We start from the raw sequence: 22886 nt of genomic DNA, 5'->3' as shown, positions 1-22886 counted from the left end.
GCATCCGGGCCACGCTCCCGCGTCGAGATTCGTGCCCACCTCGTCGGTGAGCATCCCTTCCATGGGAGGTAAGGGGCGGCCGGGGCTGGCGTAGGGCGCCTGGGTTGGTGGGGGTGTCCTCGTTGAGGGGGATGTTGATCGCGGGGCTTCCCCCATAAACGTGGACACCGATTTCAGGCAGCAGACTTCAGGCTATCTATCGTCTTCTCGTAGTCGATCGGGCTGAGCTGGCCGAGCTGGGAGTGCCGCCGGATCGTGTTGTAGCGGGTGATCCAGCCGAACACGGTCAGGCGGGCGGTGCGGGCGTCGGGCCAGTGGTGTGCGCCCTGCAGTGTCTCGCGTTTCAGACTCGCGTTGAAGGACTCGGCCGCCGCGTTGTCGGCGCTGGTGCCGACCGCGCCGCGCGAGCGGGTGACGCCGAGCCGGCGGCAGGCCCGCGCGAACTCCCGCGAGCAATACTGCGCCCCGTTGTCGGTGTGAAACACCGCGCCGTCCAGACGGCCGCCTCGGGTGTGCGCCGCGGCCTGCAACGCGTCGACAACAAGCTCGGTGCGCATGTGATCGGCGATCGACCAGCCCACCAGCCGACGCGAAGACAGATCCACGACCGTGGCCAGGTAGAGGAACCGGCCGCCGCTGACGGGCAGATAAGTGATATCGCCGACGTAGCGGGTGTTCGGCTGCTCGGCGGTGAAGTCACGCCGGATCAGGTCCGGCACGGGTGCCGCGTCCGGTTCCGAGACGGTGGTGCGGACCTTCTTGCGTAGACGCAGCCCGGCGATGCCGTGCTCGCGCATCACCCGTTCCACCCGCTTGTGGTTGACCACGATCCCGGCCGCGCGCAACTCGGCCGTCATCCGAGGCGAGCCGTAGGTGCCCTCATACTCGGCATGGATCCGCCGCATCCGCCCAGCCAGCTGCTCGTCGGCCTGGCAGCGGGCCAACCGCGCCGCAACACCCTTCACCCATCGGTAAAAGCCTGAGCGTGACACCTGCAGCACCCGGCACAACCGCTTCACCCCGTAGAGCGCCTTGTGATCCTCAACAAACTGGAAGCGGTTCACCAGTTTGTCTCGTTCGCGAAAAGCTTGGCCGCCTTGCGCAGAATGTCCCGCTCTTGCTCCAGCTCCCGGATCCGCGCCTTGAGCTGCTTGTTCTCCTCTTCCAGCACGTCGTCCGAGGGTAGGGGCCCGGCCGAGGTGTCCTTGCCAGTGCTGACCCCGCCGACCGCTCGCCGCCCGCCCTCACCCCGAGCCTGCGCAGCGCGTACCCACACCCGCAGCGTCTCGCGGCTGACTCCCAGATCCCGCGCGATCGACGTGATCGTCCGGTCCGGCCTCGACAGCACCAACGCCACCGCATCGGCCTTGAACTCGGGCGGGTAGTTCTTCATCACCATCAGGGACATCTCTTCCCCTGGACCTCAAGATCCAGTCTCCAAGGTGTCCACGTTCAAGGGGGAACGCCCGCGCCGCAGGGCATCGATATCACCGCCAGCAAGGCGTTGCGTGGATGACGATGCCACCGAAGAAGACGTTACCCCCGGTCGGGTGCCGACGCCCCAGGTATCTTGTCTCCGTCATCGTCAAACACAGTTGCTGAATCGCTTCCTCGTCGTCCTGCACTACATCCGCCGTCGATCACTGGCGCGACAACGCCATGCGAACATCGCGCGCAAAACGCCTGCGGCTGGAAACTGCATGTCCTGTGCCAGAACTTCGCCCTCGCAACGCCCGGCCTGACCTGCGGTGAGGAACCTTGAACGGCGACCGTCCGTCGGACCATCTCACAACAGCGCATATCAGCGACCAGGCCAGAGGGGCGAGCAAGATTCATCGGCATCGAGGAAGATCTCTTGGCGCCGGACACTGCACAGCTCAGCACACTCGGCGGGGTCCTGGAAATACGTGCTGACCTACAACGGTAACCCGCTGTGTTCCTTGCTGCTGATTGACAAGTAGTGATCATGCCTCAGATGGGTGAGACGAACCACCCGATACCTCAGATTGAGTGAGACAGGACAAGGACACTCCACAGGGCAATGACGTCGGGGGAGGCGCTGACCTCCTGTGAGGCCGCCTCGGATTGAGTGGGACAGGACAGCCGATCAGGCCGGAACGCAACGAATCTTATTTATTATTTTCTAATTTCTGGAAAATCGATGGTGTCAGTAGGCTTCCGGCATGCAGGAGCCGGGCGCGGTGACGCCGTGCAGACACTGCGGGACGCCGATCGAGCAGCGGCCCGGGCGAGGGCGGCCGAGGGCGTACTGCCCGCAGGGAAACTGCCAGGCGGTGGCCAAGCGCGAGCGCGAGATGCGACGGGCGACACCGGGCCTCGAGGGGGCGCTGGCCAGGGCCGAGGAGTTCTACGAACGCATGGAGAAGGGGATGATCGCGGCGATCGCCCCGCTGGCGCAGGTGCTGTCCGATGAGCTGAGCCCGGCGGGGGTGGAGGCCAAGGTGAGCGCGGTGCAGGCCGAGGCCCACACCCGGGTGGCGATCGCGCGCGCCGAGCGGGAACAGGCCTTCGAGCAGGTACGCCTGGCGCGGGAGGCGTCCGAGCACGCCCGGCGCGAGCGGGACGCGATGGCGCGCCGCGTGGAGGAGGCCAACGCCGAGCGCGACATCGCGCTGGCCGACGCGGAGACCGCCAGGGAGCAGGCGCTGGCCGCGCTGCACGAGGCGGCGAGCACCGAACGCCGGGCCAGGCAGGCCGAGCAGGAGGCCACCCGCAGGGCCCAGCGGGCCGAGGCCGCCCGCGACGCGGCACTGCGGGAGATGGCCGAACGGGTGGAGAGCGCCGAGACCGAGGCGCGCCGGGCCCAGACGCGCGCCCTCCACGACCAGGAGCAGTCCGGTCAGGCGCGGGCCGAGTGGGACCGGGCGCTGGAGGAGACCAGGAGGGCCCAGGAGGCCAGAGGTCAGGCCGAACGGGTCGCCTCTGCCGCGTCGGCGCGCGCCGACGCGGCTCAGGCCGAGCGGGACCGGGCGCTGGCGCGCGCCGACGCCGAGGCGACCGCGCGCGCCCGGGCCCTGGCCGAGGCGGCCGAGGCGCGCGCACGGGCGGAACGGGTGGACAAGCAGGCGGCGGAGCTGGAGCGGCGGACGGCGCGCCGGACGGCCAGGGCCGAGGAACGAGCCGCCGAGAAGATCGCCGAAGCGGGGGAGAGCGCGGCGGCCAAGGTCGCCGAGGCCCTCGCCGGACGCGACGAGGCGCGCATGCGGCTGGCCATGGAGCAGATGCGCCTGACGGACCTGCGCGAGCAGGTGGAGGCGCTGCGCGCCGAGTCCGCCCAGCTCAGGGAGCGCGCGATCACCGCCGAGCTACGGGCGGAGCCCGGCTGAGCCTCTGGACCGCCGGGTTACGGGTTGAGTCCTGCTGAGCCTCTGGACCGCCGAGCTACGGGCGGAGCCTCTGGACCTTCGGGCCGCACCGGAGCTCGGCCGGCGCGGGACCGGTGGGCGTCGCCTCCGGCCCGCCGCGCCCCGGCACCGCGTACCGGCCGCCGGCGGGCGGCCCGGAGAGGGCGGTTCGAGGGGGAGTGGCGGCCGGGGCCGGGGCCTGCCCGGCCACAGAACGGCGACGGTGGCGATCGCGGAGATCGTCAGCAGCACGCCCAGCAGGATTTCGAGAAGCGCGGTGGTCGGCATCGAGTCCTCCCTCGGCCTCGCTGCGGTCGGGTGACGACGAGGACGAAGGTCTTCCCACACCCCCGCGTCACACGAGGGCCACCCCGCCGGGCCTCCCTGCGACCGGGGGCCGTGATGACGATCGGGGTGTCGGACGGTGGGTACTTTCCTCCGTGTCAATTCCACTATCCGTGCAGCTCAGGGCATAGTCAAACGCCACCCCGGGGTGGGGCGCCGCCGATGGATCCACCTAGCCTGAGAGCACGGGGGGAGTACTTCCCAAGAGCCGATCCGGTCAGCACGGACGTCTGTCGACGTCCCCGGACGGCCGCCAGCAGGCGCGGGTGAAGGAGACCTCGAACAGCCGAGCGCGTTCGAGGAGGTTGCATGTCCGCCGAGGCGATCCTGTCGACAGCCGATCTCGAAACGATCGGTTCACCGAAACTGTGGACGATCACCGTGGCCGCTCTGATGGCCCTGCTGGCCGCGGACTTCACGCTGACCCGGCGCCCGCACGAGGTGCGGATGCGCGAGGCGGTGGGCTGGTCGGTCTTCTACCTGACGCTGCCCCTGCTGTTCGGCGCCTACGTGTGGGGGGCCTTCGGGTCCGGCGTGGCGGTGGAGTTCCTCACCGGCTACGTGGTGGAGAAGTCGTTGTCGGTCGACAACCTGTTCGTGTTCATGCTGCTGCTGTCGGCCTTCGCGGTCCCCGCCGTGCTGGCCCAGCGCGTCCTGCTGTACGGCATCATCGGGGCCCTGGTGCTGCGCGCGATCTTCATCGCCCTGGGGGCGGCCGTCCTGCGGAGCGGCACCTGGGCGTTCCTGCTGTTCGGCGGGATTCTGATCGTCACCGCCTGGAAGATCCTCAAGGACGCGCTGAGGGGGGAGGAGCACAAGGTCGACATCTCCTCCATGCGCTCGATCCGGCTGCTGCGCCGCTTCATGCCGGTCACCGGTGGCTACCACGGCCCCCGCCTGGTCGTCCGCGAGAACGGCCGCCGCGCCCTGACCCCGCTGGCACTGGCCATGGTGGCCGTCTTCGCCACCGACATCGTCTTCGCCGTCGACTCGGTGCCCGCGGTGTACGGCGTGACCGCGGACCCCTTCCTCGTCTTCGCCACCAACGCCTTCGCCCTGCTGGGCCTGCGCGCGCTCTACTTCGTGCTCCTGGGCGTCCTGACGAAGCTGCGGCACCTGAACCACGGGCTCAGCGTCATCCTGGCCTTCATCGGGACCAAGCTCGTCCTGCACTGGGCGCACGGCGTCTGGACCTGGGTCCCGGAGATCCCCACGCCGATCTCGCTGGGGGTCATCGTCGTGGTCCTGATCACCGTCACGATCACGAGCGTGTACGCCAACCGCCGCGACGCGAAGTCCTCCTCCCCGCCCGCCTGACACGAGTCCACCCGCCCTGACACGAGCCCACCCGCCTGACGCGAGCCCCGCCCGCGCTCGCCGCCCTGGGGTCCCGCCGCTCCGGGGTCCCGGCGTCAGCGGTCGCGGCGGCGACGCGCGGCGGTACGACGGCGACACCACGGCGAGGCGGGCCGAGGTCGACGCCGAAAAGGCGAAAAGGCGAAAAGGCGAACTCCTCACCCGCCGTCATGGCCGGCCACCTGATCGGGAAGACCGGCCGCGGGACGTGCCGGACGGCCCTCCTCGTCGCCGAGGGGATTCAGGCAGGTGCGTCGCCGCCGGTCGCGATGGCCCTCCGGACGCAGTCGCGGAGCAGGGCGCGGCGCCGCTCGTGCGCGTCCTCGGGCTCCTGGCCGCTGGCCGCGTAGACGTTGCTCACCGGTGACCAGGCCATGGACATCGCGATGACCATGGCCATGATGTCGAACGGGTCGCCCGCGCGGACCCGCCCGGCGGCCTGGGCCTCGGCGATGGCCGTGAGCTTGAGGTCGTCGTAGTGCCGGTGGCTCTCGACGAGGTGCCCGGCGGACCGGCGCTCCAGCCGTGTCCAGGTCGCCAGCCGGATGAGGTCGGGGCGGCGCAGGTATTCGTCGTAGAGGCGCACGGCCCAGTCCGCGAGGTCGTCGGCGTCGATGGGCACCACGTTGGTGATGCGCTCCAGCGAGCTGAGGAAGATCGCGTCGAAGAGCCGTTCCTTGTCGCCGAAGTAGGCGTAGAGCTGCGCCTTGTTGGTGCGCGCCGCCGTCACGATGCGTTCGACGCGCGCCCCGGCGATGCCGTGCTGGGCGAACTCCTCGGTGGCGGCGTCCAGGATGCGCCGGTAGGTCGCGGCACCTCGCGAGGTCTGGGGATGTTCCGGCATTGGCCGACCCTATCAAACAGAACAGTTGGTTTGCTTTGCCGTGCAACCGCGCCTAGTCTCAAATAGACCGAACAGTCTGTTTAAGGAGCTCGACCGTGCGAACGACCACCGGATGGCGGGCGACCGGCCCGACGGCATTGCGGCGTACGTCGCTGGAGCGCCGCGACCTGCGCCCGGACGACATCGCGGTGCGGATCGACCACTGCGGCGTGTGCCACACCGATCTGCACGCCCTGCGAGACCACGACCTGCACGTGAAAGCGCCCCTGGTGCCCGGTCACGAGTTCACCGGCGTGGTGACCGAGACCGGCCCCGAGGTGACCGCCCTCTCGGTCGGCGACCGCGTCGGGGTGGGCAACATCGTCGACTCCTGCGGCGTGTGCGCCATGTGCGAAGCCGGGCAGGAGAATTTCTGCCACTCCTTCCCGACCCTCACCTACGGAGGCGTCGACCGCGAGGACGGGACGACCACCCTGGGCGGCTACTCCCGCGAGTACGTCGTGCGCGACGCGTTCGCCTACCCGCTTCCGCCAGGCCTCGACCCGGTCACGGCCGCCCCGCTGCTGTGCGCCGGCGTCACCGTCTGGGAACCCCTGCGCTCCCTCGGCGTGGGTCCGGGCAGCCGCGTCGCCGTGGCCGGGCTCGGCGGCCTGGGCCACCTGACGGTCAAGATGGCCGTGGCTCTCGGCGCCACCACGACCGTCATCAGCCGTACGCGGGACAAGAGCGAGGACGCCCACCGGCTCGGCGCCCACGACCTCATCGCCTCCACCGACACTCAGCGGATGGCCGCGGCACGCGACACCTTCGACGTCGTCGTCGACACCATCTCCGCCCCCCACGACCTCGCCCCGTACCTGAAGACGGTGGCGATGGACGGCACCCTCAGCCTCCTCGGACACCTGGGCCCGGTCACCGTCGAGGCCATGGACCTGCTCGTGGGCCGCAAGAAGCTCAGCTCCGCGGGCAGCGGAGGCCGTCCCGCGACGGCCGAGATGCTGCGGTTCTGCGCCGGCAACGGCATCGCCGCCGACGTCGAGGTGCTCCCCTCCTCGCAGGCGCACACGGCCCTCGACCGCCTGCGGCGCAACGACGTCCGCTATCGCTTCGTGCTCGACATGTCCGACCTGGACTGAGGACGCGACGGGCCGGGCTCGCGCCGTCGCTTCGGGGGGAGCCTGTCCGTCCGCGGCGGACGGCAAAAGGCAAATGCAAGGAGGTAAGCCACTCCCTGCCACTTTCAACGTATAGCGCACCGGGGGGCTTGCGGCAAGCCCCGGGTCGTGCTGCAGAATCGTCGGCCGAGGCCAGGACCTGGGGAAATGAGAGGTTCGCGCAGCGGATGCGCCGTGTCGGCGTGCGGGGCTCGCGGGAGCCCGAGGCCCGAGATCCGAGGCGCGCGGGACGCCGGACCGCCGGTGGCACCCACGGCGCGGAGACGCGGGCGTGCGCCACCGGACCGCGCGGAACGGCCGGCCGAGGCACGGCATTGTCGAATGGGGGGTTTTCGTGATCGACGTGATCATCGCCGGTGGTGGACCGACCGGCTTGATGCTGGCCGCCGAGTTGCGGCTGCACGGCGTGCGCACGCTCGTGCTGGAGAAGGAGACGGAGCCGGCCGCGTACGTCCGTTCGCTCGGCCTGCACGTGCGCAGCATCGAGGTGATGGACCAGCGCGGCCTGCTGGAGCGGTTCCTCGCGCTCGGCCGGCGGCACCCGGTCGGCGGCTTCTTCGCCGCCATCACCAGGCCCTCGCCCGCGCGGCTGGACACCACGCACCCCTACGTCCTCGGCATCCCGCAGCCCGTCACCGAACGCCTGCTGGCCGAACGCGCCGTCGAACTCGGCACCGACCTCCGGCGCGGCCACGAATTGGCCGGGCTGAGCCAGGACGAGCACGGGGTGACCGTCGAGCTGGCCGACGGCACACGACTGCGCTCGCGCTACCTCGTCGGCTGCGACGGCGGACGCAGCACGGTGCGCAGGCTGCTCGGCGTCGGCTTCCCCGGCGAGCCCTCCAGAGCCGACACGCTGCTGGGCGAGATGGAGGTGGCCGTGCCGCCGGAGACGGTGGCCGCGGTGGTGGCCGAAGTCCGCAGGACCCACCTGAGGTTCGGCGTCGGGCCCTTCGGGGAGGGGGTGTACCGCGTCGTCGTGCCCGCCGAGGGGGTGGCCGAGGACCGCTCGGTCCCGCCGACCCTGGAGGACTTCAAGCGGCGGCTGCGGGTTTTCGCCGGTACCGACTTCGGCGTGCACTCGCCGCGCTGGCTGTCCCGGTTCGGCGACGCCACCCGGCTGGCCGAGCGCTACCGGACCGGCCGGGTGCTGCTCGCCGGCGACGCGGCGCACATCCACCCGCCGGTCGGCGGGCAGGGGCTCAACCTCGGCGTCCAGGACGCGTTCAACCTGGGCTGGAAGCTGGCCGCGGAGGTGAACGGCTGGGCTCCGGAGGGGCTGCTGGACAGCTACCACGCCGAACGGCACCCGGTGGCCGCCGACGTACTGGACAACACCCGCGCGCAGATGGAGCTGATGTCCGCCGAGCCGGGGCCGCGGGCGGTGCGGCGGCTGCTGGCGGAGCTGATGAACTTCGAGGACGTGAACCGCCACCTGATCGAGAAGATCGTCGCGATCGGGGTCCGCTACGACTTCGGCGAGGGGCACGACCTGCTCGGCAGGCGGATGCGGGACGTGGCGCTGAAGCACGGCCGCCTCTACGAGCTGATGCACGGCGGCCGCGGCCTGCTGCTCGACCGGACCGGACGCCTCTCGGTGGCGGGCTGGGCGGACCGGGTCGACCACGTAGTCGACGTCGGCGACGTCGGCGAGGAGCTGGACGTGCCCGCGGTGCTGCTGCGACCGGACGGCCATGTGGCGTGGGCCGGTGAGGACCAGGGGGAGCTGCTCGACCGGCTGCCCAGGTGGTTCGGCGCCGCCACCGGCTGAGTGTTCGGTCGCGGCCCGAAAGGGCGTGCCCCCGTCCGAGGTCGAAACCAGGGGGCGGGGCCGGGGTTGAAGCCGAGGGCCGGGCTCAAGGGGGCAGGGCCGGAGGGGGAGCCGGGGTCTCGGGGTCGGGGCTGGCATGGTCCGGTGCCGTACCTCGCAAGCTGGAAGCCTCCGCGAAATACGTGGGCCCCGACCCGGCTCGCGGGCTCCGGTGGGATCAATCTTGCCGGGGCTTCCCGGTGGAGTGCGGCGGTGAGGCACCATCCGCCGATCGATCAGCCCCGGTGCCGATGCTGCCGACGATCAGGTCGGTCAGGGCGGTGACCGCTTCGGCGACGGTGGCCCGCCCCCGGTTCAGCTCCGCGGCGATCGTCTCGGCCGCGCCCAGAGCGCCGACGCAGCGCAGCCGGAGGGCCTCAGGCGCGAGGCCGGAGTGCGGCAGCAGCGCGGCGGTCATCCAGTCCGTGTGGCTGCCGAGCATCTCGCGCTCGACCGCCTCCATCTCCGGGTTTCCTCTCAGCGCGGCGGAGATGGCGTTCCACTCCGGCATGTCGGTGGCGCAGGTGAAGTACGCGGTGCTCATGACGCGGGCTATCTCGCCGGGAACGGGGGCGGCCTCCCGCAGCGCCTGTTCCGAGGCGGTCCGGTGCCGTTCGTCGAGTCGCCGGTAGAGGGCGAGCAGCAGGCCGGGCCGCGTGCCGAAGTGGTCGTAGACGATCGGCCTGCTCACCCCGGCGGCCTCCGCCAGGGTGAGCAGGGTGAGGCTGTCGGTGCCCTGAGCGCGCACGATCGTCATCGCGGTGTCGAGCAACTGCTCCCGCCTGGCCCGCTTGGACAGGCGGGTCGACGCTGCGGTCATCGTCCCCCCTTGCGTTGCCGCCCATCTTAGGTTACAAAATGTAGGTTACAAAATGTAACTTAGCGAGAACGTGAGAGGAAAGCGCTGTGGAGCACTCGAAGCCAGTACTGATCATGGGCGGTTCCGGCCAGACGGGCGCGGAGACCGCCGCCCTCCTGCGCCGGTGGTACCCGACGCTGCCGCTGACGATCGCGGGCCGCGACCTCGATCGCGCGCGGCGCGTCGCCGACGGGCTGGGCGCCGCGACAGCCGTCACCATCGACCTGCGGCGAAGCGATCTCGGCCTTCGGGATCCGGACCTCCCCGATCCCGGTCTCCCGGATTCCAATCTCCCGGATCCCGGCCTCTCTGTTCCCGGTCTCCCCGCCGGGCACGGCTACTCGGCGGTCGTGGCGACGGTGTGGGACAAGCACCTCAACGGACTGCGTTACGCGCAAGACCGCGGGCTGCCGTACCTCAGCCTCTCCAGCGGCCTGACGGACATCGCCCCCGAGGTCGTCGCGGGCGGCCAGCGGGCCGGCGCCGCGCCGATCCTGCTGGCCAGCCACTGGTACGCCGGTGTCATCGTCCTCGCGGCACTGGACCTCGCCAGGGAGTTCGGCCGGGTCGACACCGTCCGGGTCAGCGGCGTACTGGACGAGTTGGACGTCGGCGGGCCCGCGGCGACAGAGGACATGCAACGCCTGACGACCTCGACCTCGGCGGGGCTCGTCCGCCGCGACGGCGTCTTCGGCTGGGTCAGCGGCCCGGACGCGCAGACCGAGGTCTCCAGCGTCGACGGCACCGTCCTGCCCGGCCAGATCATGCCCACCCTCGACGTCCCGAGCCTGGCCCTCGCGACGGGCGCGCCGAACGTCAGCTTCGAGTTCGCGGTCGGTGAGTCCGCGAGCAGGCGCCGTGGCGAGCCCGCCTCCGCCGAGGTCAGGATCGACCTCGAAGGAGAGGACCGTACGGGCGCACCGCTCGGTACGAGCCGCTACCTCCTCCACCCGGCGGGGCAGAACCCCCTGACCGCGCTCGGCGTCGCCCTCGGTGTCGAACGGCTGCTCGGCCTGCGCGGCGAAGCCGTGGCGCCGGGCATCCACACCCCCGAGGCGTTGATCGACCCCGCCTACGCGGTCGAGCGGATGGCGGAGATCGGCGCCACGTTCGTCGACGCCCGGGACGATCGCTGAACGACCGCGACACGGTGGCTCGCGGCCGTGGTCGCGCGTCAGTAGTGACCCGTCTCGCGGGTGCCGTACCGGTGCAGCGCCTCGATCTCCTGGTACGAGGGCACCTCGCCGGTGACCGGTTCGCCCCGGGCCACCGCGAGAGCCGTGGTGACGGCCGCGTGCAACGCCGCCCGGAACAGCAGTGACCCGTAACTGAGGCGGGCCACGCCCAGCCCGGCCAGCCGCTCCACCGGCACGCCGGGCTGGACGAGCACGTTCAGCGGCACCCCGGCCCCGGCCACCAGCGCCTCGATGTCCCGCTCGTCGCTCGCGCCCGGCACGAAGACCCCGTCGGCCCCCGCCCCCGCGTAGGCCCGGGCCCTCTCCAGCGCCAGGGCCCGAGCGTCGGGCAGGCCCAGCCAGAACGCGTCGGTGCGCGCGTTGAGGAACACCTCGGGAACCCGTCGCTTGACCGTCGCGACCAGTGCCGCCTGTGCCGGGACATCGGCCAGGCGGTCGCCGCGGCCGTCTTCGAGGTTGATCCCCGCCACCCCCAGCCCCGCCAGCTCGGCCACCAGGTCGGCGACCTCGCCGGGTGCCTCGGCGAACCCCGCCTCGATGTCCACCGTCACCGGGACTCCCAGCCCCGTCATCGTCCGTGCCAGCGTCAGCGTCTCCTGCCACGTCGCCCGCCCGGCGTCCGGCTTGCCCGCCGCGGCGGCCACTCCCAGGCTCGTCGTCCCGATCGCGGCGAACCCCGCCCGCGCCAGGGCCGCCGCGGAGGCGTGATCCCACGCGCAGGGCAGCAGCAGCGGCTCGTCCGCGTGGTGCAGCGCCCTGAACCGCGCGAACGTCATCGGGCCGCCGCCTCGATCGTCCCGGCCGCCAGGGCCAGCGCGACCCGCCTGCCCGGACAGGCGCGCGGCCCCGCCCCGAACGTCAGGTGCTCCGGTTCCACTCCCGTACGCGAGAGGTCCGGGTCGCGGGCCGTCTCGGGTTCCCGGCCGGCCGCCGCGACGTCGAGCACCACGGTCCTTCCGTCGCCGGGCGCCCTGCGGCGCAGTGTCCTGACCGGAGGGTCGTGGCGCAGTGTCTCGTCCAGCAGTTCCCGCACCGCCCACGCCCCGGTCGTACACGATTCCGCGAACCGCGCAGGTGCGGCGGCCAGGGCGGCGCGGACCAGGGCGGTCGTCGGGGCGTACGCCTGGGCGAGCAGCCCCGCCACCACGGCCAGCCGTTCCGGCGCCGGGTCGCCCAGCAGGCGCGAGAGCCGCGCCAGCCCCTCGTCGGCCGTGCCGGTGCCCGCCTCATCGGGTCCCGGTCCCGGCGCGGGGAGGTAGGCCGGGGCGATCGCCGCCACGGCCTCCACGGCCTCCGGCCCGTCCTCGGCCCGTACCCCCAGGGCGACGGCCAGGACCAGCACCGGAACCGCCTCCGGGGGACAGGGGAGGGGATCGGTGTCCCGCGAGGCGAGCCGGGACGCCTCGGCGCGCAGCGCGTCCGGGTCCAGCCCGGCCAGCACCGCCTCCGCCGCGGCCCTGCGCCCGGCGTGCGCGGATCCCTCGGCGAAGCGGCCGACCGCTCCGCGCAGCCACGCCACGGTCAGCGCGAACGGCGGGCGCGGTACGGGGTCGACGGTGAAGCGGGGATCGGCCAGCACGGCCCGTATCTCGGCGGGGCGGCTCAGGACCAGCGGATCGGATGTCATCGGTTCTCCTCGGGAGAGGGGGAGAGGGGGAGACGCGGGGCCGCCGCGCTTTCCGCCGGGACCGCGCGGTGTGGCGGCCCCATGCGGCCGGTCCGCACGGTGGTCCACGCGGTGGTCTGCGAGACGGCCCACGCGGCGTCCATATGGCGCCCGGTGGGTCGGAGATGTCCGAAAGGCTAGGCGCCGGACGCTTCGGCCCCCGCCGAATCGTCCGCGTGAGCCGTCCGCGTGGGCCGGGGGGCGGAGTGATTCGGAACGAAATCCGGCGGTAGCAAGGGTCTTCTTGGTCACAGGGCCGCAAAGTAGCTGTGTGTGACGATGGTGACGGTTCGTGTTATCGGAAATGGCGAGTTCTGAGAGGTTCCGGACCCCCGTCGGATACCGTCCGGTTTGTCCATGATCTTCGTTCTCATAACCCCTCGCAAAACCGGCTGCTCACAATGCCCCTCGCGATAGGTTCTGCGACATGCCCGAGCTCGCCGATCCGGCTGCTGCCGTCGAAGCCTTCGACAAAGCGCGCCGGAGTTCACCAAGGCGATGGACTTCGCCCGCACGATCAAGAAGGCGGTGCCGCATCAGCGGGTGATCTTCACGGTGCATGAGATGAAGCGGCTGGGGCGCGGGGCGGCCGAGCTGCCGGCAATCGCCGAGGACCTGCGCCACCACGACATCGAGCTGGAGCTGTTGTCCGGGCCGCTCAAGGGCGTTCATGACCCGTCCGGGCACGGCGCCGCCCTGTTCGCCTTCTTCGCCGGCATGGCCGAGTCCGAACGTGAGCACATCCGGGAGAAGTCCTCGGAGGACCAGGCGTCCGCCCGCGAGCGCGGCCGGCACGGCGGGCGCCCCAAGGTCGTCGATGAGGACATGGTCGCCTACGCTCGCAGCCTGCGGGCCCACGGTGTCCCCGTCCCCGAGATCGCTCGCAAGCTCGTCATCCCGTCGGGCAAGAACAAGGCGCCACCGTCTACCGCATCCTCGCCGAAGACGACACGCTCGGACCGACAACGTGGACATCAGACTCCTCGGTGCCATCCGATGCCGTTGCCGGGTTGAGTCTCAAGTGAGGTGAGGCCTCATAGTCGTTCGCGCATCCATCTGTTCCCGGGCTTGGGGAGTTGTCAATGACTGCTACGCGTACCCGTTGTCGGTCGTCAGCTCAGGTCATGTCCCTTGGCGGCGCCGGCGTCCGCCCTGAGCGGCCGGCCCGGGGGCAGGCCGGTCATGCGGGGCCGGTCGGCGAGTCGGACCGGACCGCGTGAACGTCGACGGCCTTTACACGATCGGCCAGGTGGCCCGACTCACCGGGCTGTCGGTGCCGACGATTCGCTTCTACTCCGACGAAAGATTGGTGCCGCCGGTCGGCCGATCACCCGGTGGATACCGGCTCTACGATGACGAGGCGCTGTGCCGTCTCGAACTCGTCCGGACGCTCCGTGATCTCGGCGTCGACCTTGCGACGGTCGCGCAGGTGCTCACGGACGCGCAGAGCCTGGCCGACGTTGCCGATCGGCAGGTCGCGGCTCTGGAGACCCAGATCCAGACTTTGCGGGTACGGCAGGCTGTGCTGCGCTACGTCGCCACTCATGGCGCGGACGCGGCCGGAATCGCGCGCGCCAACCGGCTCGCCCGGCTGACCGCTGAGCAGCGCCGTCAGATGGTGGCCGACCTCACGGGCGAGGCGACTCGCGGGCTTGACATGGAGCCCGGCTTCGCCGCGTACCTGCGATCGATGCTGCCGGATCTGCCGGACGACCCCACGGTCAAGGAGATCGAGGCATGGCTGGAGCTGGCTCACCTCGTCAGTGACCCCTCCTTCCGGGAAAGCGTTCGTCGGGCGTTCGAGCGACACGCCGCCGACCGTTCCTCCGGTGCCGACCACGGCGACCCGGAGAGTTGGCGACAGGTCGAGCGGGCCGTCGTGGACCTGGCCGGTGGGGCCATGGCCGACGGGATCTCTCCGACCTCTGTGCCGGCCCAGGCCATCGTGGAGGAACTGGTCGCCGCGTTCGCCGCCGCCCACCGGCGCGAGGATGACGCCGAGTTCCGGATCTGGCTTGCCGAACGCGTCCGCATCGGGGCAGACCCTCAGGTCTCGCGATATTGGCGTCTGCTGGCCCTGATCAACGGCCGGCCCCCCAAATCCGATCCGGTGCCGGCGGCCCGCTGGTTCCTCACCGCACTTGAGGCGGCCGCCGGCATCTCGACCGATTGCTAGGTTCTTACACCCGACCGGCCACCCTCTCGGCGCCGCCGGCGCAAGACCCCGCCCTCGCCTGTTGCGGGAGGGCGGGGTGACTCGGCGGGTCGGGGCCGTCCTTCTACGGGGTGGGGTGGTGCCGAAGAGCCTGAATGAACCAGTCGAACACCGATGCCAGGCTCGGTGGTGCCGGCCAGCCGTTGATCGTGGACAGCAGGCGGAAGTACTGCCCGGCGCGCGGGTCGTTCGCGACCTCCAGGCGGGTCAGCAGCTTCCGGCGATACTCGGCGCTGTCGGGGTGACCGAACGTCGCCGTATATCCGGCGATCAGGTCCGTCAGGAGCGGCCGTGCCGCTTGCGAACTCGGTTCGACGCCGTCGGCCTGGGCCTTCTGGACCCGTTCACGGACCAGATCGGTCACCTCATGGTGGAGCCCGGTCTGGTCTCCGGCCGCCCTTTCGGCCGCCTGATGTTCGGCCATGCGGCGGACACTGGCCTTGAAGGCGGGATCCTGGACCAAGGCGGACAGTTCCGCCCAGGCCTCCAGCTGCGCGGAAGTCGGATCGGCCGGCATTTCAGGGACGGCCGACCGCATCATGGCGACGAAGTCGGGGTTGGCGTCCAGATCGCCGAAGATCTCGTCGATGAAGCCGTTGATGAGGCGCTTGCAGTCCTCGGCGGACGGTGTCGCTTGTCGGGACATGAGGATTCCATCTTCCAAGAGGGCCGAAATTCGATCGTGGTCGTGAGACGGAATGCGCTCCAGCGAGTGCTCGCCGTTCACAGCACCGATCCTGGGGCCTCTGGTTACTTGAGACTCAAGCCCGAGAAAAGGTATACCGGTCATCGCGGTAGCCAGGAAATCTTCGGGCGACGGTGATCAGTGTGGGTGACGCAGGCCGAGGCGAAGGCGGCGATGAGCGGGTGCGGGCGGCTGCCGTCCCCGGCCAGTTCCGGCTGGAAGAGGGTGGCCAGGAAGAACGGATGGCCCGGCAGCTCCAGGACCCGTACCAGCCCCGCCTCGTCGTGGCCGGTGAAGCGCAGCCCGCCCGCCTCCAGCGCGGGCACGTAGTCGGCGTTGAGCCCGAAGGCGCAGGAGTATCTCTCCACGGTCCTCTCGGCGCCGACGACCTTCTCGGCCAGCGATCCCGGGGTCAGCCGGACGGCGTCCTCGTGGCCCGCCAGCGAGCACGCCAGCGGCAGCAGCAGCATCTCCTCGGCGCCCGGGTCGTTCTCGGCGTGCGCGACGGACAGGCCCAGCACGTTGCGCGCGTACTCCAGCAGGGTGTGCTGGAAGCCCCCGCAGGTGCCCAGGAACGGGATGCCGTGCTCGCGGGCGGCGCGGGCGGCGTTCACCGCGCCGGCCTCGCTGCGGTACGGGCTGCCGGGCACCATCCAGACGCCGTCGAACCCCTCCAGGCCGGTGGCCTCGGTGGTGGGGATCCAGTACGCGTCCAGCGCCAGCCCGTCGCGCTCGCGCAGCGCCTCCAGCAGGACGGGGATGCGGGCGTGGGACCGGACGGACGGTGACTTGTCGCCCACCAGGGCGATTCTCGCGGTGGTCATGCCCCGATCCTGGCCCCGGCGTCCGGGTAAGCGCCAACGATGATTGCTGGTGGGCCGATAAGCGATACTGATGCACCGTGGACCCGCACCTGCTGCGCACGTTCGTCACCGTCGCCGACCGGCGGTCCTTCTCGGCCGCCGCCACCGAGCTCGGCTACACCCAGTCGGCGGTCTCGCAGCAGATCGCCGCGCTGGAGGCCGACCTGGGGCTGGAGCTGCTGCACCGCCGCCCGGTGACGCCCACCCGGGCGGGGGAGCGCCTGCTGGAACACGCCGGGCCGCTGCTGCTGCGCCACCGGGCCGCCCGCGCGGACGTGCTGCGCGCCGCGGCGGGACCGGCCGGGCGGCTGACCGTGGCCGCCTCCCCGCTGGCCTGCGTCCCGGCGATCGTGCGGAGCCTGCCCCCGGGATGCGTGCTGCGCACCGTCGCCCGCGAGCGCGTCGCCGCCGAGGTCGCCTCGGGCGCGGCCGGTCTCGGCCTGGTCGACGGGATCGCCGCCCCCAGCGACCCGCTGCGGCTCCCCGACGTGGGACCGCTGGCGGGCTTCGGGGTCGCGGAGGAGGGACTGGTGGTACTCCTGCCCGCCGGTCACCCGCTCTCGCACCGGCGCGGCCTGGACCTGGCCGACCTGACCGACGCCCTGTGGCTGCGGGCACCGGTCGCCGTACCGGTGGAGCGGCTGCGCGAGCTGGCCGGCGGGGGCGGGTTCCGCGCCGCGTCCCGCTACGACGGCGAGGACGTGCGCACGGTGCTGAACCTGGTCGCCGCCGGGCACGGGCTCGCCCTGCTGCCCGCGTCCGTGGCCACCGAGGCGGCCACAGGTACCACGGCGGCCGGGGCGGTGCGGGGGGTGCCGCTGGGCGCGCCGCGCGTGGTGCACCGGGTGGAGGCCCTGTACGCCGAGGCCACCGGCCCGGCCGCCGCGCTCGCCGCTCAGCTGCGCCAGCCGCCCTCGTCCACCCCGCCGGGCACCTCCGCCTCCGGGTCGTAGGGGGTGCGGGTGAAGACGAAGGTGTTGAGGTCCAGGTGGCCGGGCGTGCCGTCGGCTCTGCGGACCACCCGCAGGGTCTCGCCCGCGTAGTAGCCGTCCAGCCCCAGCCAGGTCCCGTCGGCCTGGGCGGCGAACCGCGAGGCCCGCCCCGTGCCGCCGACCGGGTTGAGGGAGACGCCGCCCTCGGGCAGCAGCCGCAGCACGTACGCGCTGGGACCCCAGTACCACGGACCCACCAGCTCCAGCAGGCCCGCGGTGTCGGCGACGGGCTCCCACTCGGCGGGCAGGCGCGGCTCGTGCTGGTCGAGGATCGCCAGCAGGTCGGTCAGCAGGTTGCGGCTGACGCCCGCGGTGGAGTTGGCGGTGAACAGCACGCCGACCTTGTCGGACGGGTCGGCCCACACCGTGGCCAGGAAGCCCGGCATGGAGCCGCTGTGACCGGCCAGGCGGCGCCCGCCCGCGCGGGCCAGCTGCAGGCCCAGGCCGAACCCGCTGGTCCAGGCGTCGGCGTCGTCGACGGCCGCGGGCTCGCGCATCTCCGCCAGGGTGTCGGGGGCGAGCACGTCCCCGGTGTCCCCGGCCACGAACGCCGCCCAGCGGGCGAGGTCGGCGGGGGTGGACCACAGCTGCCCGGCCGGGGCCATGGCGACCGCGTCGTGCTCGGGCTCGGGCAGCAGCACGTCCGCCCAGGGGTGCACGGCGTAGCCGGTGGCGTGCGGCGCGCGCGGCCGGGCGGTGGTGTCGCGCATGCCCAGGGGCAGCAGGATCTCCTCCTGCACGGCCTGGGCCCAGCTCACGCCGCGGTGCCGGGCCACCAGCTCGCCCAGCAGGGCGAAGCCCACGTTGGAGTAGTGGAAGCGGCGCCCCGGCCGGTGCTTGGCCGCCTCGGGGCCGAGCCCGGCGACGAGCTCGGCGATCGGCACCCCCGGGGTCCGCTCCCACCACGGTCCCGGGGACTCGGCGCTCAGTCCCGAGGTGTGCGACAGCAACTGGGCGACGCTCACCTCGCCGAACCGGAGGTCGGGGATGTGCTTGCCGACCGGGTCGAGCAGGCCGACCTTCCCCTCGTCGCGCAGCCGCATCACCACGGCGGCGACCATGCTCTTGGTGATCGAGCCGATGCGGTACTGGGTGACGGGGGTGGGGGCGATCCCCTCCACCCGGCCCCGCGCGCCGAACCAGGCGAGCTCCCCGTCGCGCACCACCGCGGCGGTCAGCGAGGGCAGGCGTCCCTGGGCCTGCTCCACCGCGATCCTGCGCAGCAGCGCCCGAGCCGTACTCTCCAGAACCGGCGACATCAAATGGCTCCTCATCCGACTCATCCGACACGAAAACTCAACGTGAAAAGTGCCCCCAGGTTAGTGCCGTCCGAGCCGCGGAAGCATCGGCGGCGGCCCGGTGTGACGGGTGAGCGGGACCGGCCGTCACACCGGGCCCGTCCCGGGTTTGGAGGAGGGCTCCGGTGCGACGTACGACGGGGCCGGTGACCAGCGGATCCGTCCCGGCGCGGCGTCCGCGTGATCTCGCGCGATGCCGCCGTGCGTGGCGAGACGGGTGGCCGGACCGATCAGTATTCGAGAAGCGCCGGCCTCCGGGCCGCGCCTAGCGTGGTCCCCATGGACATCACCGTTCACGCGGCCTTCCTCTCGCGCGACGCCCCGGGCGCCTCACCGGCCTTCCACCGCGAGGCCCTCGGTGCCGAGGGCGTCCGAGAGGCGGCCCGGCGTCCGTACGGCGTCCGCGACCGAGCGCACAGTGTCCGTGACCGAGCGCACGCTGCCCGTGACCGCGCCTTCCGTGACCGCGCGGGCGACCCGATCAGCGTCGACGAGCTCCGCCGAGCCGTCCGGTGATCACAGTCATGACCCGGACGAGTGGCACGTGAGAACCCTCGCGCACCAGAACGACCAGACGTACCGCCCGAAACTGGTTAGATCGACCCAGGCGACGCCGAACACAGATGGAGACACGATGAGCATGCCCCCGGGGACGGACGCGCAGTCGCCCGCGCCGCACGATGCCGACAGCCACGACCTGATCCGCGTGCACGGCGCGCGCGAGAACAACCTCAAGGATGTCAGCATCGAGCTCCCGAAGCGCCGGTTGACGGTGTTCACCGGCGTCTCCGGCTCCGGCAAGAGCTCGCTGGTGTTCAGCACGATCGCCGCGGAGTCGCAGCGGCTGATCAACGAGACCTACAGCACCTTCGTGCAGGGCTTCATGCCGACGCTGGCGCGGCCCGAGGTCGACGTGCTCGAAGGGCTGACGACCGCGATCATCGTCGACCAGCAGCGGATGGGTGCCAACATCCGTTCCACGGTCGGCACGGCCACCGACGCCAACGCGATGCTGCGCATCCTCTTCAGCCGGCTCGGGCAGCCGCACATCGGCTCGCCCAACGCGTTCTCGTTCAACGTCCCCACGGTCCGGGCGAGCGGGGCGATCACGGTCGAACGCGGCGCCCGCAAGACCGAGAAGGCGACCTTCACCCGCGTCGGCGGCATGTGCACGCGCTGCGAGGGCCAGGGCGCGGTCTCCGACATCGACCTCACCCAGCTCTACGACGACTCCAAGTCGCTCTCCGAGGGCGCGTTCACCATCCCCGGCTGGAAGTCCGACAGCTTCTGGACCGTGCGGGTCTACGCCGAGTCGGGCCTCGTCGACCCGGACAAGCCGATCAGCAAGTTCACCGAGAAGGAGATGCACGACTTCCTCTACAAGGAGCCGGTCAAGGTGAAGGTCGACGGCGTCAACCTCACCTACGAGGGGCTGATCCCGAAGATCCAGAAGTCGTTCCTGTCCAAGGACCGGGAGGCGATGCAGCCGCACATCCGGGCGTTCGTGGACCGGGCGGTCACCTTCACCACCTGCCCCGAGTGCGACGGCACCCGGCTCAGCGAGGCGGCCAGGTCGTCGCGGATCGCCGGGATCGGCATCGCCGACGCGTGCGCGATGCAGATCAGCGACCTGGCCGGGTGGGTCCGCGACCTCGACGAGCCGTCGGTGGCGCCGCTGCTCGCCTCGCTGCGGCACACCCTGGACTCGTTCGTGGAGATCGGGCTGGGCTACCTCTCGCTCGACCGGTCGTCGGGCACGCTGTCGGGCGGCGAGGCGCAGCGCGTCAAGATGATCCGCCACCTCGGCTCCTCGCTCACCGACGTCACCTACGTCTTCGACGAGCCCACCGTCGGCCTGCACCCCCACGACATCCAGCGGATGAACGACCTGCTGCTGCGGCTGCGGGACAAAGGCAACACGGTGCTCGTCGTGGAGCACAAGCCGGAGGCGATCGTGATCGCCGACCACGTCGTCGACCTCGGCCCCGGCGCCGGTACGGCGGGCGGCACCGTCTGCTTCGAGGGCACCGTCGAGGGGCTGCGGGCCAGCGGCACCATCACCGGCCGCCACCTCGACGACCGGGCCGCCCTCAAGGAGACGGTGCGCAAGCCCACCGGCACGCTGGAGATCCGCGGCGCGGCGACGCACAACCTGCGCGACGTCGACGTCGACATCCCGCTCGGGGTGCTCACCGTCGTCACCGGTGTCGCCGGGTCCGGCAAGAGCTCGCTCGTCCACGGGTCGCTCCCGGCCGGCGCGGGGGTGGTCTCGATCGACCAGGGGGCGATCCGCGGCTCGCGGCGGAGCAACCCGGCGACGTACACCGGGCTGCTGGACCCGATCCGCAAGGCGTTCGCGAAGGCCAACGGGGTGAAGCCGGCGCTGTTCAGCGCCAACTCCGAGGGCGCCTGCCCCGGCTGCAACGGCGCCGGCGTCATCTACACCGACCTGGGGATGATGGCCGGTGTCTCCACCACCTGCGAGGACTGCGAGGGGAAGCGGTTCCAGGCGTCGGTGCTGGACCACCATCTCGGCGGCCGGGACATCAGTGAGGTGCTCGCGATGTCGGTGGTCGAGGCCGAGGAGTTCTTCGGCGCGGGCGAGGCCCGCACCCCGGCCGCGCACGCCGTTCTCGTCCGGCTCGCCGACGTCGGGCTCGGCTACCTCAGCCTCGGCCAGCCGCTCACCACGCTGTCCGGCGGCGAGCGGCAGCGGCTCAAGCTGGCCACCCACATGGCGGAGAAGGGCGGCGTCTACGTCCTCGACGAGCCGACCACCGGCCTGCACCTCGCCGACGTCGAGCAGCTGCTCGGCCTGCTCGACCGGCTCGTCGACTCCGGCAAGTCGGTCATCGTCATCGAGCACCACCAGGCGGTGATGGCGCACGCCGACTGGATCATCGATCTCGGTCCCGGAGCCGGTCACGACGGCGGGCGGATCGTCTTCGAGGGCACCCCCGCCGACCTCGTCGCCGCCCGCTCCACCCTCACCGGCGAGCACCTCGCCGCCTACGTCGGCGCCTGACCGGGGTCGCTCGCGGGCGGCGCCGGGTCGCCGTCCCGCGCGATGGAACGGGTGATCGGACCGTCCGGGGGACAGGTGACCGAAGCGGGGATCATCTGGTCATGCCCAGTGTGATCGCGATGAGCGTCGCCGTTCACGCGAGTGCCGGTCACGCGATGTCAGTCGGTGTCGTGGGAGATCAGCAGGCTCAGCACGTTCCCGCGCGGGCTGAGCGCGCCGATCGCGAGTTCCCGGTCCACCCAGTACGGTTCCCGCCTGGTGATCCCGAACGCCATCCACGTCCATCGGGCGGCGAGCTCGTTGATCCGGTGCACGGAGGCGTCGGCGGGGGCACGGACGAGGCCCGCGACCGACTGCCACGCCCTCATCCTCCCGTATCCACCGCGTGACCCCTTCGAGGAGAAGAGGGCGTCGCAGCAGGCCGCGGTGAACAGCTCGCCCACCACGGTGTCCAGGCTTTCCAGCCGTCCGTTCAGCACGCCCTCGGCTCTTCGGGACTCCGGCAGGAACGCGTTCACCCCCGACGCCATCTCCCGGGGATCGAAGCGCCGGGGGAGCTCGATGACCACCACCAGCGAGGCGCTGCTCCAGTGCCGTACGGCGGAGGTGATGAGCCGCTCGTCCCGCCCGGTGCTCACGACCCTCGGCTCGCACACCGGTGTCCGCGCCGGCCGGGCGTCCCCCTCGATCCGGGGGTGTTCCGGGACGGAGAACCCGCACTGATCTCTCCAGGGGAAGTCGCAGGGGCGTAGGTGACGTTCTCCCCGGGAGCGCTTGAGGGGGAGTTCCGCGAGGGGGTGGCCCAGCTTGCGCAGGGCGGACGCGCAGCGCACCGCCGCGGGCACCCGGGTCAGGTCGACGCGGCGCACCACCAGTTCCTGCGTCAGGCAGGCGACCAGCTCCGCCCACGGGCCGGGCTCGGCCGGGACGCGTTCCAGGAGCGGCAGCAGCCGGTGGACCGGCCGCTTCTCGGCCAGCAGGGCGGCCAGGTCGCGGATCCGCCGGAGCCCGCGATCACCGGTGTACCGGGCGCGCACCAGGTCGGCCAGCCCCTCGACGTCGGCCGGGACGCGCGACAGGGCCGGATCGTGCGGATCCCCGTCGTCGGCGTACCGGCTCACGGAGGCGTACCGGTTCACGGAGGCGTACCGGTTCACGGAGGCGTCCCCGGCGACGGTTCGGCGGCGTCCGT

Annotated in this window: 19 protein-coding genes; 10 read left to right on the top strand and 9 right to left on the bottom strand. The window is 71.7% G+C overall.

Annotated elements, in window-relative coordinates:
* Positions 1 to 173: 173 nt before the first annotated feature.
* A protein-coding gene (locus ABT053_RS37185) for an IS3 family transposase (protein ID WP_350975820.1) occupies positions 174 to 1399 on the bottom strand; the annotation gives its coding sequence in 2 pieces (ribosomal slippage) (positions 174 to 1087 and positions 1087 to 1399; 1227 coding nt in all).
* Between the two features lie 784 nt (positions 1400 to 2183).
* Between ABT053_RS37185 and ABT053_RS37180 the strand changes: the two genes are divergently transcribed.
* Together ABT053_RS37180 and ABT053_RS37175 are read left to right on the top strand one after the other, a co-directional pair.
* Positions 2184 to 3347 (top strand): hypothetical protein, encoded by a 1164-nt coding sequence (locus tag ABT053_RS37180; RefSeq protein ID WP_350975740.1) that lies wholly within the window; start codon positions 2184 to 2186, stop codon positions 3345 to 3347.
* Between the two features lie 672 nt (positions 3348 to 4019).
* Positions 4020 to 5027: a TerC/Alx family metal homeostasis membrane protein gene (locus tag ABT053_RS37175; RefSeq protein WP_350975739.1), complete on the top strand. Its 1008-nt coding sequence runs from the start codon at positions 4020 to 4022 to the stop codon at positions 5025 to 5027.
* Between the two features lie 280 nt (positions 5028 to 5307).
* On the opposite strand, the gene ABT053_RS37170 is transcribed toward ABT053_RS37175, so the two are convergent.
* Complete coding sequence (locus tag ABT053_RS37170; protein ID WP_350975738.1) at positions 5308 to 5910, bottom strand: TetR/AcrR family transcriptional regulator; 603 nt, start codon at positions 5908 to 5910, stop codon at positions 5308 to 5310.
* Between the two features lie 95 nt (positions 5911 to 6005).
* Here ABT053_RS37170 and ABT053_RS37165 point away from each other — a divergent pair, with 95 nt between their 5' ends.
* On the top strand, positions 6006 to 7046 hold the full coding sequence (locus ABT053_RS37165) for an NAD(P)-dependent alcohol dehydrogenase (protein ID WP_350975736.1): 1041 nt from the start codon (positions 6006 to 6008) through the stop codon (positions 7044 to 7046).
* A gap of 373 nt (positions 7047 to 7419) precedes the next feature.
* Positions 7420 to 8856 carry a rifampin monooxygenase gene (gene rox, locus ABT053_RS37160; RefSeq protein ID WP_350975735.1) on the top strand — a complete coding sequence of 479 codons (1437 nt, stop codon included), beginning with the start codon at positions 7420 to 7422 and terminating at the stop codon, positions 8854 to 8856.
* Positions 8857 to 9073: 217 nt separating this feature from the next.
* Here rox and ABT053_RS37155 read toward each other — a convergent pair whose 3' ends face one another.
* Positions 9074 to 9715, bottom strand: a complete 642-nt coding sequence (locus ABT053_RS37155; protein WP_350975733.1) for a TetR/AcrR family transcriptional regulator — start codon at positions 9713 to 9715, stop codon at positions 9074 to 9076.
* Positions 9716 to 9801: 86 nt separating this feature from the next.
* Here ABT053_RS37155 and ABT053_RS37150 point away from each other — a divergent pair, with 86 nt between their 5' ends.
* Positions 9802 to 10890 (top strand): hypothetical protein, encoded by a 1089-nt coding sequence (locus tag ABT053_RS37150; protein ID WP_350975732.1) that lies wholly within the window; start codon positions 9802 to 9804, stop codon positions 10888 to 10890.
* A gap of 38 nt (positions 10891 to 10928) precedes the next feature.
* Here ABT053_RS37150 and ABT053_RS37145 read toward each other — a convergent pair whose 3' ends face one another.
* Positions 10929 to 11726: an isocitrate lyase/PEP mutase family protein gene (locus tag ABT053_RS37145; RefSeq protein ID WP_350975731.1), complete on the bottom strand. Its 798-nt coding sequence runs from the start codon at positions 11724 to 11726 to the stop codon at positions 10929 to 10931.
* Positions 11723 to 12577, bottom strand: a complete 855-nt coding sequence (locus tag ABT053_RS37140; RefSeq protein WP_350975729.1) for a cytochrome P450 — start codon at positions 12575 to 12577, stop codon at positions 11723 to 11725. The genes ABT053_RS37145 and ABT053_RS37140 overlap by 4 nt, the downstream gene beginning before the upstream one ends.
* A gap of 537 nt (positions 12578 to 13114) precedes the next feature.
* On the opposite strand from ABT053_RS37140, the gene ABT053_RS37135 reads away from it, so the two are divergent.
* Both ABT053_RS37135 and ABT053_RS37130 read left to right on the top strand, forming a co-directional pair.
* Positions 13115 to 13630 (top strand): recombinase family protein, encoded by a 516-nt coding sequence (locus ABT053_RS37135; RefSeq protein ID WP_350975728.1) that lies wholly within the window; start codon positions 13115 to 13117, stop codon positions 13628 to 13630.
* Positions 13631 to 13832: 202 nt separating this feature from the next.
* Positions 13833 to 14792, top strand: a complete 960-nt coding sequence (locus ABT053_RS37130; protein WP_350975727.1) for a MerR family transcriptional regulator — start codon at positions 13833 to 13835, stop codon at positions 14790 to 14792.
* 103 nt (positions 14793 to 14895) lie between these two features.
* On the opposite strand, the gene ABT053_RS37125 is transcribed toward ABT053_RS37130, so the two are convergent.
* Together ABT053_RS37125 and ABT053_RS37120 are read right to left on the bottom strand one after the other, a co-directional pair.
* Positions 14896 to 15558 carry a hypothetical protein gene (locus tag ABT053_RS37125; protein ID WP_350975725.1) on the bottom strand — a complete coding sequence of 221 codons (663 nt, stop codon included), beginning with the start codon at positions 15556 to 15558 and terminating at the stop codon, positions 14896 to 14898.
* Between the two features lie 59 nt (positions 15559 to 15617).
* On the bottom strand, positions 15618 to 16340 hold the full coding sequence (locus ABT053_RS37120; RefSeq protein WP_350975723.1) for a CTP synthase C-terminal region-related (seleno)protein: 723 nt from the start codon (positions 16338 to 16340) through the stop codon (positions 15618 to 15620).
* A 77-nt stretch (positions 16341 to 16417) separates the two neighbouring features.
* Between ABT053_RS37120 and ABT053_RS37115 the strand changes: the two genes are divergently transcribed.
* Positions 16418 to 17332, top strand: coding sequence for a LysR family transcriptional regulator (locus tag ABT053_RS37115; RefSeq protein WP_350975721.1), 915 nt, complete (start codon positions 16418 to 16420; stop codon positions 17330 to 17332).
* Here ABT053_RS37115 and ABT053_RS37110 read toward each other — a convergent pair.
* Positions 17275 to 18630, bottom strand: a complete 1356-nt coding sequence (locus ABT053_RS37110; RefSeq protein ID WP_350975720.1) for a serine hydrolase domain-containing protein — start codon at positions 18628 to 18630, stop codon at positions 17275 to 17277. The two genes, ABT053_RS37115 and ABT053_RS37110, sit on opposite strands and share 58 nt — an antisense overlap.
* Positions 18631 to 18948: 318 nt before the next feature.
* Here ABT053_RS37110 and ABT053_RS37105 point away from each other — a divergent pair, with 318 nt between their 5' ends.
* Both ABT053_RS37105 and ABT053_RS37100 read left to right on the top strand, forming a co-directional pair.
* Entirely contained in the window at positions 18949 to 19185 is a 237-nt protein-coding gene (locus ABT053_RS37105; RefSeq protein ID WP_350975718.1) for a hypothetical protein, read from the top strand.
* 124 nt (positions 19186 to 19309) lie between these two features.
* Positions 19310 to 21694, top strand: a complete 2385-nt coding sequence (locus ABT053_RS37100) for an ATP-binding cassette domain-containing protein (protein ID WP_350975819.1) — start codon at positions 19310 to 19312, stop codon at positions 21692 to 21694.
* Positions 21695 to 21852: 158 nt separating this feature from the next.
* Here ABT053_RS37100 and ABT053_RS37095 read toward each other — a convergent pair whose 3' ends face one another.
* Complete coding sequence (locus ABT053_RS37095) at positions 21853 to 22851, bottom strand: DUF6183 family protein (RefSeq protein ID WP_350975716.1); 999 nt, start codon at positions 22849 to 22851, stop codon at positions 21853 to 21855.
* Positions 22852 to 22886 lie beyond the last annotated feature (35 nt).

Origin of the sequence: Streptosporangium sp. NPDC002524, from assembly GCF_040295985.1 — a bacterium.
Classification (GTDB): domain Bacteria; phylum Actinomycetota; class Actinomycetes; order Streptosporangiales; family Streptosporangiaceae; genus Streptosporangium.
Note: the sequence above shows the minus strand (reverse complement) of the source record. Positions and strands in the feature narration are given on the sequence as shown.

What these genes read in the sequence shown, in the direction of transcription:
- ABT053_RS37145 (WP_350975731.1), bottom strand. Translation starts at nt 11,726, where the DNA reads ATGACGTTCGCGCGGTTCAGGGCGCTGCACCACGCGGACGAGCCGCTG.
- ABT053_RS37135 (WP_350975728.1), top strand. Translation starts at nt 13,115, where the DNA reads ATGGACTTCGCCCGCACGATCAAGAAGGCGGTGCCGCATCAGCGGGTG.
- ABT053_RS37170 (WP_350975738.1), bottom strand. Translation starts at nt 5,910, where the DNA reads ATGCCGGAACATCCCCAGACCTCGCGAGGTGCCGCGACCTACCGGCGC.
- ABT053_RS37140 (WP_350975729.1), bottom strand. Translation starts at nt 12,577, where the DNA reads ATGACATCCGATCCGCTGGTCCTGAGCCGCCCCGCCGAGATACGGGCC.
- ABT053_RS37175 (WP_350975739.1), top strand. Translation starts at nt 4,020, where the DNA reads ATGTCCGCCGAGGCGATCCTGTCGACAGCCGATCTCGAAACGATCGGT.
- ABT053_RS37155 (WP_350975733.1), bottom strand. Translation starts at nt 9,715, where the DNA reads ATGACCGCAGCGTCGACCCGCCTGTCCAAGCGGGCCAGGCGGGAGCAG.
- ABT053_RS37105 (WP_350975718.1), top strand. Translation starts at nt 18,949, where the DNA reads ATGGACATCACCGTTCACGCGGCCTTCCTCTCGCGCGACGCCCCGGGC.
- ABT053_RS37120 (WP_350975723.1), bottom strand. Translation starts at nt 16,340, where the DNA reads ATGACCACCGCGAGAATCGCCCTGGTGGGCGACAAGTCACCGTCCGTC.
- ABT053_RS37110 (WP_350975720.1), bottom strand. Translation starts at nt 18,630, where the DNA reads ATGTCGCCGGTTCTGGAGAGTACGGCTCGGGCGCTGCTGCGCAGGATC.
- ABT053_RS37100 (WP_350975819.1), top strand. Translation starts at nt 19,310, where the DNA reads ATGCCCCCGGGGACGGACGCGCAGTCGCCCGCGCCGCACGATGCCGAC.
- ABT053_RS37180 (WP_350975740.1), top strand. Translation starts at nt 2,184, where the DNA reads ATGCAGGAGCCGGGCGCGGTGACGCCGTGCAGACACTGCGGGACGCCG.